The sequence below is a fragment of the Achromobacter sp. ISS7 genome (assembly GCF_056523125.1).
On the sequence record NZ_JAWRZD010000001.1, the window covers coordinates 3,626,180 to 3,639,388 of the forward strand.

Annotated in this window: 12 protein-coding genes; 3 read left to right on the forward strand and 9 right to left on the reverse strand. The window is 68.5% G+C overall.

What is annotated here, in order from left to right; translation table 11 throughout:
• Positions 1–6: 6 nt before the first annotated feature.
• A complete protein-coding gene (locus AC1HFW_RS16215) occupies positions 7–771 on the reverse strand; it encodes an alpha/beta fold hydrolase (RefSeq protein WP_479284397.1) in 765 nt (254 codons plus the stop codon).
• Between the two features lie 127 nt (positions 772–898).
• Here AC1HFW_RS16215 and AC1HFW_RS16220 point away from each other — a divergent pair, with 127 nt between their 5' ends.
• Entirely contained in the window at positions 899–1,678 is a 780-nt protein-coding gene (locus AC1HFW_RS16220; protein WP_479284399.1) for an AraC family transcriptional regulator, read from the forward strand.
• A 107-nt stretch (positions 1,679–1,785) separates the two neighbouring features.
• On the opposite strand, the gene aceA is transcribed toward AC1HFW_RS16220, so the two are convergent.
• Positions 1,786–3,105 (reverse strand): isocitrate lyase, encoded by a 1,320-nt coding sequence (gene aceA / locus AC1HFW_RS16225; RefSeq protein ID WP_006390545.1) that lies wholly within the window; start codon positions 3,103–3,105, stop codon positions 1,786–1,788.
• 322 nt (positions 3,106–3,427) lie between these two features.
• Here aceA and queF point away from each other — a divergent pair, with 322 nt between their 5' ends.
• Complete coding sequence (gene queF, locus AC1HFW_RS16230) at positions 3,428–4,252, forward strand: NADPH-dependent 7-cyano-7-deazaguanine reductase QueF (RefSeq protein WP_241114401.1); 825 nt, start codon at positions 3,428–3,430, stop codon at positions 4,250–4,252.
• An 81-nt stretch (positions 4,253–4,333) separates the two neighbouring features.
• Here queF and AC1HFW_RS16235 read toward each other — a convergent pair whose 3' ends face one another.
• The gene (locus tag AC1HFW_RS16235; RefSeq protein ID WP_479284401.1) at positions 4,334–5,338 is read right to left on the reverse strand and encodes a cytochrome-c peroxidase; all 1,005 of its coding nucleotides are present in this window, start codon (positions 5,336–5,338) and stop codon (positions 4,334–4,336) included.
• A gap of 167 nt (positions 5,339–5,505) precedes the next feature.
• Positions 5,506–6,414: a LysR substrate-binding domain-containing protein gene (locus AC1HFW_RS16240; RefSeq protein WP_479284403.1), complete on the reverse strand. Its 909-nt coding sequence runs from the start codon at positions 6,412–6,414 to the stop codon at positions 5,506–5,508.
• A 137-nt stretch (positions 6,415–6,551) separates the two neighbouring features.
• Here AC1HFW_RS16240 and AC1HFW_RS16245 point away from each other — a divergent pair, with 137 nt between their 5' ends.
• A complete protein-coding gene (locus AC1HFW_RS16245) occupies positions 6,552–7,628 on the forward strand; it encodes a tartrate dehydrogenase (protein ID WP_479284408.1) in 1,077 nt (358 codons plus the stop codon).
• A gap of 115 nt (positions 7,629–7,743) precedes the next feature.
• Here AC1HFW_RS16245 and AC1HFW_RS16250 read toward each other — a convergent pair whose 3' ends face one another.
• The 5 genes from AC1HFW_RS16250 to acpS all read right to left on the reverse strand — a co-directional run bounded on the left by AC1HFW_RS16250 (position 7,744) and on the right by acpS (position 13,209).
• Positions 7,744–9,030 carry an MFS transporter gene (locus tag AC1HFW_RS16250; RefSeq protein WP_479284410.1) on the reverse strand — a complete coding sequence of 429 codons (1,287 nt, stop codon included), beginning with the start codon at positions 9,028–9,030 and terminating at the stop codon, positions 7,744–7,746.
• A 197-nt stretch (positions 9,031–9,227) separates the two neighbouring features.
• Positions 9,228–9,800 (reverse strand): CDP-diacylglycerol--glycerol-3-phosphate 3-phosphatidyltransferase, encoded by a 573-nt coding sequence (gene pgsA, locus AC1HFW_RS16255; RefSeq protein ID WP_006390551.1) that lies wholly within the window; start codon positions 9,798–9,800, stop codon positions 9,228–9,230.
• 80 nt (positions 9,801–9,880) lie between these two features.
• Complete coding sequence (uvrC, locus tag AC1HFW_RS16260; protein ID WP_006390552.1) at positions 9,881–11,710, reverse strand: excinuclease ABC subunit UvrC; 1,830 nt, start codon at positions 11,708–11,710, stop codon at positions 9,881–9,883.
• The gene (gene nagZ, locus AC1HFW_RS16265) at positions 11,673–12,728 is read right to left on the reverse strand and encodes a beta-N-acetylhexosaminidase (protein ID WP_479284413.1); all 1,056 of its coding nucleotides are present in this window, start codon (positions 12,726–12,728) and stop codon (positions 11,673–11,675) included. Before nagZ ends, uvrC begins: the two co-directional genes overlap by 38 nt.
• A gap of 43 nt (positions 12,729–12,771) precedes the next feature.
• The gene (acpS, locus tag AC1HFW_RS16270; RefSeq protein WP_006390554.1) at positions 12,772–13,209 is read right to left on the reverse strand and encodes a holo-ACP synthase; all 438 of its coding nucleotides are present in this window, start codon (positions 13,207–13,209) and stop codon (positions 12,772–12,774) included.

Genomic DNA, 13,209 nt, shown 5'->3' on the forward strand with positions numbered 1-13,209 from the left:
CCGCGCTCACGCCGTGGCCGATGTCCGCAGGAAACGCTCGATGGCCGCCACCAGCGCCAGCGGCGTTTCATTCATCGGATAGTGGCCGGCATTGCGCAACACTTCGACCATCGCGCGCGGATAACGCCGCGCGTAGGTCTGCGCCATCAACGCCGGCGTGAACACCGGATCGTGCTCGCCCACCAGGGCCAGCAGCGGATGACGGCCATCGATGTCGTCGCTGAAATCGGTTCCGGCCCAGGCGGGCAAGTAGGCGGCAAAGGCCGTTGCGGATGAATGCGCGGCGGAATAAGCGGCCTTCCACGCGACCCACGCCGCCGGCAGGCGGCCGCCTGTGCTGCGGTCGATGATGGCACGGCGCGCGGCCAGGTCCGCCGCCGCGTCGTCAAACAGGGCGCGCGTGGCCGGCGCCATGGCGATGCCGCCGCACGGCACCGGCGCCACGGGCACCAGCGCGCGTACCCGCTCGGGCGCCAGCGTGGCAACCCGCTCGATCGCCATGCCGCCCATCGAATGGCCCACCAGGCTGAAGCGGTGGAACCCCAGCGTATCCGCCAGCGCCAGCGTATCGGCGGCGATCTCGTCGATGGAATGATCGCCGGCCACGTCGCGCCTGCCGCCGTAGCCGCGATAGTCCATGAAGACATAGCTGAAATCCGCGCCCGACAGCCACGGTTCGATCGGTCCAAAGGCGCGCGCGTCGCCGAACCAGCCGTGCAGCACGATGACGGGATGCGGGCCGTGGCCCACGCGATGGAAGGTATTGGCCATGTCGGCTCCGGAAGGTCAGGCGATCCGCCGCGCCCTGGCGGCGGACGCGATTGGCAATGCCGGTATCCTAGGCTCGGCGCGGCCGGCCCGCCTTCGATATCGGGCTATTTCCTATAGAATTCGGGCCATGCGCAATACCCTGGTCGATCCGTACGAGGACCTCCCGCGCGACGTGGTCGTGACGGCCTGCGACTACCCCGCGGGCCTGACGTTTCCGCGGCACGCCCACCGCCGCGGCCAGTTCGCCTTCGCCGCGCGCGGCACCATCAGCGTGACCACGCCGACGGGCCGCTGGCTGGTGCCACCACAGCGCGCCTGCTGGGTGCCGGCGGGCGTGGATCACCAGATGACCATGGGCGGCCCGGTGACCATGCTCAACACCTTCCTCACAGACGCCGCCGCGCGGGCCTTGCGCCTTCCGGCGCAATGCCAGGTCCATGCGGTCTCGCCATTGCTGCGCCACCTGCTCGATGAAGCCATCGACCTGCCCGCGCTGTACGACCTGGATAGCCGCGCCGGCAAGTTGATGGCGCTGCTGGCGGCCGAAATCGCCGCCATGCCGGCGCTGTCGCTGCACGCGCCGCTGCCCGCCGATCCGCGCCTGGCGCGCGCCTGCCGCGCACTGTTCGCGGCGCCGTCGATCACGGCGGACCTGGACACGATGGCGGCCACCACCGGCATGAGCCGGCGCACCTTCACCCGCCAGTTCCGCGCGGAAACCGGCATCAGCTTCGGCGCCTGGCGCCAGCAGGCCTGCCTGTTGGCCGCGATCGAACGCCTGAGCCAGGGCCAGCCCGTGACGCGCGTCGCGCTGGACCTGGGCTACGCCAGCCCCAGCGCCTTCACCAGCGCGTTCCGGCGCGTGCTGGGCCAGGCGCCCGGCGCGTACCTGGCGGCGCGGCGCTAGCGCATCTTTATCCGCCGCCATCCCAAAAAAAGAGGGTGCCCGCAGGCACCCTGAATCCACCCTACAACAGCACTACAACTGCAACTGCAAAATCAATCCCGTCCGGCTCAGGCGGCCTTCTGCTCCTTGCCGTGCTCGAACTGCGCTTCCTCGGTCGAGCCGGTCAGCGCGGTGGTCGAGGACTTGCCGCCCTCGATGGTCTGGGTGACGGCGTCGAAGTAGCCGGTGCCCACTTCGCGCTGGTGCTTGACCGCGGTGAAGCCCAGGTCGGCGGCGGCGAATTCCTTCTGCTGCAATTCGACGAAGGCGCTCATCTGGCGGCGGGCGTAGCCGTGGGCCAGCTCGAACATGCCGTAGTTCAGCGCATGGAAGCCGGCCAGCGTGATGAACTGGAACTTGTAGCCCATGGCGCCCAGCTCGCGCTGGAACTTGGCGATGGTGGCGTCGTCCAGGTTCTTCTTCCAGTTGAACGACGGCGAGCAGTTATACGCCAGCAGCTTGCCCGGGAACTGGCGATGGATCGCATCGGCGAACTTGCGGGCGTATTCCAGGTTGGGCGTGGACGTTTCGCACCAGATCAGGTCGGCGTACGGCGCGTAGGCCAGGCCGCGCGAGATCGCCTGGTCGATGCCGGCGCGGGTGCGGAAGAAGCCTTCCACGGTGCGCTCGCCGGTGATGAACGGGCGGTCGTTGTCGTCGACGTCGCTGGTCACCAGGTCGGCGGCATCGGCGTCGGTGCGGGCCAGCAGCAAGGTGGGCGTGCCCATCACGTCGGCCGCCAGGCGCGCCGAGACCAGCTTGGCCACGGCTTCGCGGGTCGGCACCAACACCTTGCCGCCCATATGGCCGCACTTCTTCACGGACGCCAGCTGGTCCTCGAAGTGCACGCCCGAGGCGCCGGCCTCGATCATGGCCTTCATCAGTTCGAAGGCGTTCAGCACGCCGCCGAAACCGGCTTCGGCGTCGGCCACGATGGGCGCGAAGAAGTCGATGTAGCCCTCGTCGCCCGGGTTCTTGCCTTCCATCCACTGGATCTGGTCGCAGCGGGTCAGCGAGTTGTTGATGCGGCGCACGACCTGCGGCACCGAGTTGGCGGGGTACAGCGACTGGTCGGGGTACATCTCGCCGGCCAGGTTGGCGTCGCCGGCCACTTGCCAGCCCGACAGGTAGATGGCCTTGAGGCCGGCCTTGACCTGCTGCATGGCCTGGTTGCCGGTCAGGGCGCCCAGCGAATTCACGAAAGGCTCGCTGTGCAGTTGTTCCCACAGGCGGGTCGCGCCGCGGCGAGCCAGGGAATGCTCGACGGCGATCGAGCCGCGCAGGCGGATGACATCCTCGGCGCTGTAGTCGCGCTTGATGCCCTGCCAGCGGCTGTTCTCGGCCCAGTCTTTCTGCAGATTGCGGATTTCGGTTTCGCGGTTGCTCATGGTCATGCTCCTTGGTCTATGGCTGAAAAGGCAAGAAAACTTCGGGGTTGCATTGCGTGAATCGTTGGACAAAGTCTATGCCTGTGCTGCGGAGCAATGTGGCCGTGCCTCTTATATAAGAGGAAAAATATTATTCATAAAAATCAATAAGTTATTTGAATCATTCCGCATTGCGGAACGGAATTGTCATCCGTGAAATGACCGCGCGCTGCTGCGCAGCACGAACTTTCACATGCCGGGATCGGCGTTTCATGATGCGAAAAATGGACCGTTCGCGAGCGCCTACAATGCGGTCATCTCCACGTTTTCCGACGACCTTTCCATGACGCTGTCTCACGGCCCGCTGGGCCAGAGCGTGACCTACGTCTCGCAATACGACCCTTCGCTGCTGTTTCCCATCGCCCGCGCCCACAACCGCGAGGCGCTCAACCTGGCGCGCGGACCGCTGCCGTTCACCGGGGTCGACCTGTGGAACGCCTACGAACTGTCCTGGCTCGACGCCAAGGGCAAGCCGCGGGTGGCGATGGCGACGTTCTCGGTGCCGGCCGACAGCCCCAACATCATCGAGTCCAAGTCGTTCAAGCTGTACCTGAACTCGTTCAACCAGACCCGGCTGGTCAATTCGGCCGCGTTGCGCGGCCGCCTGGAACGCGACCTGAGCGCCGCCGCCGGCGCGCCCGTGGGCCTGGACTTCATCCTGCCGCAGCGCTTCGGCGAACTGCGGATGGGCGAGCTGGACGGTATCTATATAGACAAGCTCGACATCGAGATCGACACCTACGAGCCGGCGCCCGAATTGCTGCGCACGCGCGCCGGCGACGTGGTCGAGGAAACCCTGTGCTCGCGCCTGCTCAAGTCCAACTGCCCGGTGACCGGCCAGCCCGACTGGGCCAGCGTGCAGATCCGCTACCGCGGCCAGCCGATCGACCGTGAAGCGCTGCTGCGCTACGTGATCTCGTTCCGCCAGCACGCCGAATTCCACGAGCATTGCGTGGAACGCATCTTCACCGACATCATGCAGGCCTGCGCGCCCGAGCAATTGACGGTCTACGCCCGCTACACGCGGCGCGGCGGGCTGGACATCAACCCGTGGCGCAGCAACGTCGAGACGGCGCCGCCGGCCGACGTGCGCACGGTGCGCCAATAACGGGCGGCGCGCGCCTCCAGGGGCGCGCCACCTCGTGAACCCCAAGGCGGCGCCACCTGCCAACGGTGGCGCCGCGCCGGTTTACTTCACGAACGGCGCCGGCCGCGGCGTGTCGTCCGCCGACGGCGGCAGCAGCGGATACTGGATCGCCGGCTGGTCGCCCGTCAGCGTCTTCAGAAACGCCACGATCTGCGCGTTCTCGTCCGGCGTGAAGGTGCGGCCCAGTTGCAGGCGCCCCATCACGTCCACCGCCTGCGTCAGCGTGGCGGCCTCGCCGTCATGGAAGTACGGATAGGTCAGCGCCACGTTGCGCAGCGTCGGCACCTTGAAGTTGAAGCGGTCGGCGTCCTTGCCGGTGACCGCGGCGCGGCCCTCGGCCTTGTTGTCGGTCTGGTACGGCGCCACCAGCCCCATCTTCTGGAACGAGTTGCCGCCCACCGCCACGCCGTTGTGGCAGGCGACGCAACCGCTGTTCTTGAACAGGGTGTAGCCGGCCAGCTCCTTGACCGTCAGCGCCTTGTCGTCGCCCTTGAGCCACTGGTCGAAGCGCGAATTCGGCGTCACCAGCGTTTCCTCGAAGGCGGCCAGCGCGCCGGTCACCTCGCCGATGGTGATGCCGTCCTTGCCGAACACCTGCTTGAATTCGGCGCGGTAGCCCGGAATGGAGTTGAGCACCTGCACCGCCAGCTCGTGGGTCGAGGCCATTTCCATCGGGTTGGCGATGGGGCCGCCGGCCTGCTCGCGCAGGTCCTTGGCGCGGCCATCCCAGAACTGGGCGATGTTCAGGCTGGAATTGAGCACCGTCGGCGAGTTGATCCCCCCCTGCTGCCACTTGTGGCCGATGGACGCCTTCAGGTTGTCGGAGCCGCCCATGCCCAGGTTATGGCATGAATTACAGGAGATCGCGCCCGAGCGCGACAGGCGCGGGTCGAAGAACAGCTTCTTGCCCAGCTCCACCTTGGCCGGGTCCTTGACCACCGCCGCCTCGATCGGCTGGATCGGCTCCTGCCGGGGCGCCCCCGACGCCTGGCACGCCCACAATCCGATGACGACACCCGCCGCGAGCATCGCGTGCTTCTTTCCCATGGCTTTCTCCTGTTGAATAACCTTGTCGTTCTCAAGGTCATTACATCGGAGCCGGCCGGCAGGCGGCTTGCGATGCGTCAAGCGCGCCAGCGCCCCATCGCGCCCCGCCATGGCGGCTTGACCTGACGCAAGCCGGGCATGCCGGCCTGTCGCCACGCCTGACCGCGTCAGACGCCGGCGTCCAGCTGGCGCAGATGCGCCTCCAGGAAATCCACGCAGACCCGCACCTTGGCCGAGGCGTTCACGCGCGCCGGATACACCGCCCAGATATTGGCCTCCTGGCGATACTGCGGCAGCACCGGCACCAGCTTGCCGGCGGCGATCAGCGGGCCCACGTCCCAGGCCGAGCGCAGGATGATGCCGCGTCCGTCCACCGCCCACTGCACCACCATCTCGCCGTTGTTGGCCGACAGCGGCCCGCGCACCTTGACCGTGTGCTCGCGCTCGCCGCGCCGCATGCGCCAGACGCCGAAGGGGTGATCGCGCTCCTTGATCACCAGGCAGTCGTGCGCCGCCAGGTCGTCCAGCTTGCGCGGCACGCCGCGTTCGGCCAGGTACGACGGCGCGGCGCACAGCAGCCGGTGGTTGGCGGCGAGCTTGCGGGCGATCACGTGCGGCGCGATGTCGTCGCCGACCCGCACGTCCAGGTCATAGCCCTCGGCCGCCACGTCAATCAGGCGGTCGAACACCTCGAAGCGCACCTGCACCGCCGGATGGCGCGACACGAACGCCGACAGCGCCGGCGCCACCACCCGCCGGCCGAAGCCGAAGCTGCTGCAGATGCGCAGCAGCCCGCGCGGCTCGCGGCGCGTGACGCCGACCTCCTCGACCAGGTGGTCGACGTCGTCGAGGATGCGCTGGGCCCAGTGGTAGACGCGCTCGCCCGCCTCGCTCACCACCACCCGCCGGGTGGTGCGGTGGAACAACGGCGTGCCCAGGCTGGCTTCCAGCAACCGGATGCGCTTGGTGACATACGCGGCCGACATTCCCAGGTCCTCGGCGGCGCGGGAAAAGCTGGAGGCGCGCACCACCGCGTTGAACACGCGCAGGTCGGCGGGCAAGAGGTCATTATTCATGATTCGTGCATATTCATTTCACGCGATGGGTCATTGTAGATGGACTGTAGGCACGCCTACCATGGCTGCCATCCCCTGCGACGCGCCCGATGGCGTGGCGCGGGACGCCCTTCCCCCTTCCCTTTTCAGGTCCCTCCATGTCCCACGTCCACAAAATCGCAGCCATCGCCGGCGACGGCATCGGCAATGAAGTCCTGCCCGAAGGCCTGCGCGCCGTCCAGGCCGCCGCCCGCCGCTTCGGCCTGACGCTGCAGATCGACACCTTCCCCTGGGCCAACTGCGAGTACTACGCGCAGCACGGCGAAATGATGCCGCCCGACTGGAAGGAACAGCTGCAGGGCTACGACGCCATCTACTTCGGCGCGGTGGGCTGGCCCGCCACGGTGCCCGACCACGTCTCGCTGTGGGGTTCGCTGCTGAAATTCCGCCGCGAGTTCGACCAGTACATCAACCTGCGCCCGGTCCGATTGTTCGAGGGCGTGCCGTGCCCGCTGGCCGGCCAGCGCCCCGGCGACATCGATTTCTTCATCGTGCGCGAGAACACCGAAGGCGAATACACCAACCTGGGCGGCCGCCTGTTCTCCGGCACCGAGCGCGAGATCGTGATCCAGGAGTCGGTCTTCACTCGCCACGGCACCGACCGCGTCATGCGCTATGCCTTCGACCTGGCCAACCGCCGCCCGCGCAAGCAGCTGACGGTCGCCACCAAGAGCAACGGCATCGCCATCAGCATGCCCTGGTGGGACGAACGCGCCGACGCCGTCGGCCAGCAGTATCCGGACGTCAAGACCGACAAGCAGCACATCGACATCCTGGCCGCGCGCTTCGTGCTGCAGCCGCAGCGCTTCGATGTGGTGGTGGCTTCCAACCTGTTCGGCGACATCCTGTCGGACCTGGGCCCGGCCTGCACCGGCACCATCGGCATCGCGCCGTCGGCCAACCTGAACCCGGAACGCGCCTTCCCCTCGCTGTTCGAGCCGGTGCACGGCTCGGCCCCGGACATCTTCGGCAAGGGCATCGCCAATCCGATCGCCATGATCTGGTCGGGCGCGCTGATGCTGCAGTTCCTGGGCAGCCAGGACGCGCACGACGCCATCCTGGCGGCCATCGAGCACTGCCTGAAGGACGGCCCGCGCACGCCCGACCTGGGCGGCCAGGCCCGCACCGAGGACATCGGCTGCGCCATCGCCGCCCATATCGAGGCGCACGGCTGATCCGGGCGCGGCAGGCGCCCCCTTTTTTCCGGGCGACGGCGGATCCGCCGCGCCCAAGAAAAAACGCCGCCCGAGGGCGGCGTTCTGCTTGGCGCGGCGGCGCGGGGTCGGCGCGTCAGGAGCGCGCCGGCACCGCGGCGGCAGGATCGGCGCGGCGCGCCTGCACCGCGATCCACTGCGCCAGCAGCGCGGCGGCGGCGAACGCCACGCCCGCGCCAATCCACGGCCCCTGGCGCAGGCCCGCGTCCAGCAGCAGGCCGAAGGCCAGCGGCCCCAGCGCCGAGCCGACGTCCATGCCGGAATACACCAGGCCATAGACCGAGCCGGTGGAGCCCTTGGGCGTCACCCGCCGGATCAGCATGTCGCGCGACGGCGCGGCCACGCCCGAGCAGAAGCCGGCCAGCGCCACCACCGGCGCGGCGAACAGCGCCGGCACCAGGCCCAGCGCCAGCACCACCAGCGTCAGGCCGGCCAGGATCAGCGCCACCATCACCGTGCGCTCGGTGCGCGGATTGGCCGACACCAGGAAGCCGCCGGCCACCATGCCCACCGCCGACGCCACCATGTAGCCGGACAGCGCCGAACTGGCCGCCACCTTGGACAGGTCGTACAGCTGGCCCAGCAGCGGAATCGTGTAGTTCTGCACCGACGACAGCGCGATCGAGGTGCAGGCGAAGAACAGGAACGCGCCCCACAGCGCCGGCTTGGACAGCAGCGTGGCCAGGGTCGTCAGCACGCCGTCCTGCGGCTTGGGCGCGGCGCGCGCGCCGGCCTTGGCGTCGTCGGCCTGGGCCGGCTCGGCGCCGCCCAGCAGGTTGCGGCCCAGCACGGTCAGCAGCAGCACGAAGGCCACCAGCGCGGCGGCGCTGTAGGCCGCCACGCGCCAGTTGGCCAGCAGCGTGATCGAGGTCATGAACACGGGCGTCAGCGCCCAGCCCAGGTTGCCGGTCAGGCCATGGGCCGAAAAGGCATGGCCCAGGCGCGGCGCGGTGATGCGGTGGTTGATGATGGAATAGTCGGCCGGGTGGAACACCGAATTGCCGATGCCGCCGACCACGGCCGCCGCCATCAGCATGGTGTAGCCGGTGGCCGAGCCGATCAGCAGGCCCGACAGCACGAAGCACGACAGGCCGAACCACAGCACCGGCCGCGCGCCGATGCGGTCCACCACGAAGCCCGACGAGGCCTGGCCGATGCCCGACACCACGTAGAAGGTCGACACCAGCAGGCCGAGGCGGGCGAAATCCAGCCCGAACTCGTTGCCGAGCGACACGTACAGCGACGGCAGGACCAGTTGGAAGAAGTGCGACGAGGCGTGGGCCACGCCGATCAACAGGATGATCTGCCAGTCGCGGCGGCGGACGGCGGCGTCCGAGGCCAGGGTAGATGCAGCGGTAGTCATTGCGCAAGGCCGCGGGCAGCGGCGAAAGGCGGCCGCCTCGGGGCGGCTCGCGGGTTGTCTCCAGCAACGTCCGGCCTGGCCGGCGTTGTCCCAGTGGCGAATGCGGCGCATGGCCGGGCCGGTCGCGGTCTTTCACCCCGCCGGCATCGCTCTTGATCTGTCAGGACGGCCCCGGACGCGAGCCGGGCCGCCGTGGTTTACTGCGCTTTCTCGCGGATCGCGGGCCAGGCGCGCTGCAGGTAATACAGCATCGACCAGACCGTCAGCACCGCGGCCACGATGATCAGCACGTCGCCCAGCATCTTGGTGGAAATGCCGTGGATCGGCTGGTTGTACAGCAGGCACGGAATCGCGACCATCTGCGCGGCGGTCTTGAACTTGCCCAGCCGGTGCACCGCCACGCTGGCGCTGGCGCCGATCTTGGCCATCCACTCGCGCAGCGCCGAAATGGTGATTTCGCGGCCGATGATGATGAGCGAAATGAAGGCGTCGACGCGGCTCAGGTCCAGCAGCACGATCAGCGCGGCGCAGACCATCAGCTTGTCGGCCACCGGATCCAGGAACGCCCCGAACGCCGACGTCTGGTTCCAGCGGCGCGCCAGCCAGCCATCGAACCAGTCGGTCAGCGCGGCGATGATGAACGCCCAGGCGGCGAAGGTATCGCGCACCGGCACGGACAACCAGCTTTCAGGCAGGTAGAACAGCCCGACTACCAGCGGGATCATGGCGATCCGCAGCCACGTCAGGATTATGGGTACGTTAATTGGCATAGTGTCCGTATGCTACATCAGCCGAGTTGCACTGGCTGTCTCGCGGCCGCCGGACGGCCGCGAAACGGGCGTTCCGGGCCTTATCCACGCAGCGCCTCATAGATCCGTTCAGCCAGATCCTCGGAAATCCCGTCCACCGACGCCAGATCCTCGATACTGGCCGACGCCACCCCCGAAAAACCGCCGAAACGGGCCAGCAGGCGCTGCCGGCGGCGCGCCCCGACCCCTTCGATCTCCTCCAGCCGCGACACGTTGCGGGTCTTGGCGCGGCGCGCGCGCATGCCGGTGATGGCGAAACGGTGCGCCTCGTCGCGCACCTGGGCGATCAGCATCAGCGCGGCCGACTCGCCGCCCAGCGCCACCGGCGGGCGGCCGTCGGCGAATACCAGGGTTTCCAGGCCGACCTTGCGCCCTTCGCCCTTGGCCACGCCCACCAGCGCCTGGATGTCCAGCCCCAGCTCGGCGAACACCTGGCGCGCCACCTCGACCTGGCCCTTGCCGCCGTCGATCAGCACCAGCCCGGGCATCTGGGCCTCGCCGTCGGCCACCTTGGCGAAGCGCCGCGTCAGCACCTGGCGCATGGCGGCGTAGTCGTCGCCCGGCGTGATGCCGGCAATGTTGTAACGGCGGTACAGCGACGGCTGCATGTCGTGGTGCTCGAACACCACGCAGGAGGCCTGGGTAGCCTCGCCGGCGGTGTGGCTGATGTCGAAGCACTCGATGCGCAACGCGTCCAGCGCCGCCTCGTCGGTATCCAGGTCCAGCGTCTCGGCCAGCGCCAGGGTGCGGGCGGCGCGGGCGCCGGATTCGGTCAGGGCGCGGGCCAGCGCCATCTCGGCATTCTTGACCGCCTGTTCCAGCCAGGCGCGGCGGGCGCCCTGCGGCCGGGTCAGCACGCGCGACGGGCGGCCGCCGGCCTGCTCCACCAGCAGGTCGATCAGGCCGGCGTCGGGCAAGGCGTGCGAACAGACCAGCACCGGCGGCAGCGCGTTGTCGGTGTAGTGCTGGGCCACGAAGGCTTCCAGCACCTGCGGCGCGGCCTCGCCCTCGGCGTGGGTCGGGAAGAACGGCTTGTCGCCCAGGTGGCGTCCGCCGCGCACCATCGCCAGGTTGACGCAGACCTTGCCGCCGGCGATGGCGACCGCGACGATGTCCGTGTCCTCGCCGCTGACGTTTTCCATGGTCTGCTGGTGCAGCACCCGCGCCAGCGAGCCCATCTGGTCGCGCAGCGCGGCCGCTTCCTCGAAGCGCAGCGCCTCGGCGGCCTCCAGCATGCGGGCCTCGATCTCGCCCATCACGTCCTTGGCCTCGCCGTTCAGGAAACGCACGGCGCGCTGCACGTCCGAAGCGTAGTCCTGCGCCGCGATGGCGCCGACACAGGGCGCCGAGCAGCGCCCGATCTGATGCAGCAGACAGGGCCGCGAGCGGTTGGCGAAGACGGTGTCCTCACAGGTCCGCAGGCGGAACACCTTCTGCAGGATCTGGATGGTCTCGCGCACCGCCCAGGCGTTGGGGAACGGGCCGAAGTACTGGCCGCGCTTGTTGGTGGCGCCGCGGTAATAGGCGATGCGCGGCCAGTCGTGGCCGGTGATCAGCAGGTAGGGATAGGACTTGTCGTCGCGGAACAGGATGTTGTAGCGCGGCTTCAGGCTCTTGATGAGGTTGTTTTCCAGGATCAGCGCTTCGGCTTCGGAGCGCGTGACGGTGACCTCCAGCCGCGCCACCTTCGCCACCATCTGGGCGATGCGCGGGCTGGCCAGGTTCTTCTGGAAATACGACGAGACGCGCTTTTTCAGGTCGCGCGCCTTGCCGACATACATGACCTCGCCGGCCGCATCCAGGTGCCGGTAGACACCCGGAAGATGCGGCAGGTCAGCCAGGAACGATTTGAGATTGAAGTCGTCGGGCATTCTGGTAACGGCTTTCGGCCTGCAGGGAATCCCAGTCGAGCGCGTCGAAACGCGGCATCAACCGGCGGATGCGGGCCACGGACTCGGGCGCATGGTCGAATTCGAGCCGCGCCAGCAGCTCGTCGGCCAGGTCGGGCCGGTTGCACACCAGCACCATGTCGCAGCCGGCGCCGAGCGCGGCCTGGGCGCGCGCCAGGATATCGCCGGCGACGGACGCGCCTTCCATGGTCAGGTCATCCGAGAACACCACGCCATCGTAGCCCAGGCGGGTGCGCAGGATGTCCTGCACCCAGCGCTTGGAAAAGCCGGCCGGATGCTTGTCGACCTTGGGATAGATCACGTGCGCCGGCATCACCGACGGCAGCACCGCGTCGCCCAGCCAGGCGTAGGGCGCCGCGTCGTCCTTCAGGATGCGTTCGAGCGGACGCGGATCGACCGGGATCTCGTGGTGCGAATCCGCGCCGACGAAACCGTGGCCCGGGAAATGCTTGCCGCAGGCCGACATGCCGGCCAGCGTCAGGCCCTGGATCAGCGCGCGCGACAGCATCGTCACCACCCGCGCGTCATGATGGAAGGCGCGGTTGCCGATCACCTTGCTGACGCCGTAGTCCAGGTCCAGCACCGGCGTAAAGCTCATGTCCACGCCGCAGGCGCGCAGCTCGGCGGCCAGCACGTAACCGGCCTCGGTCGCCAGGCGCATGGCGGTCAGCGGGTCGCGGTCCCACAGCACGCCCAGGTCGCGCATCGCCGGCAACGGCGTGAAGCCGTCCTCGCGGAAGCGCTGCACCCGGCCGCCCTCGTGATCGACCAGGATCAGCAGGCGCTCCTTGCGCGCCTTGTGGATCTGGCGGGTCAGCTCGGTCAGCTGGCGGCGGTTCTCGAAATTGCGGGCGAAGAGGATCACGCCGCCCACCAGCGGGTGGCGCAGGCGCTTCTTTTCTTCCTTGGTCAGCACGGTGCCGGCCACATCGACCATCACGGGACCGGGCGGCAGCGCCCGGGATTTCTTCTTGGCCATCGGCGTGTCCTTCAGTCTGTGTCTTGCAGGCCGGCCCGCGGGCTCAGGGCTTGCGTTCGACCACCACGTAGGCGGCGGCCATGTCGGATTCATCGGTGATGGAAACGTGCGCGGCGCCGAAACGCTGCACATACCATTCCAGCAGTTCGGGCGCGATCACCAGCACCGGCCGGCCGCCGGGCGCGTTCAGCGTCTGCACCCGGCGCCAGGTCATGGGCATGCGCATGCCCAATCCCACCGCCTTGGAAAAGGCTTCCTTGGCGGCAAAGCGCGTCGCCAGGAAGCGCACGCCGCGCACCGGGTCGCGGGCGCGGCGTGCGTGGAACTTGGCCAGTTCCTGCGGTCCCAGGATCTTCTCGGCGAAACGGTCGCCGTGGCGCGCCAGGGCGCGCTCGATGCGGTCGATGCGCAGCAGGTCCATGCCGATGCCGCCGATGGCGGCCGGCGCGGGGACGGCGAGAGGGGGATCGGACTCGGACAT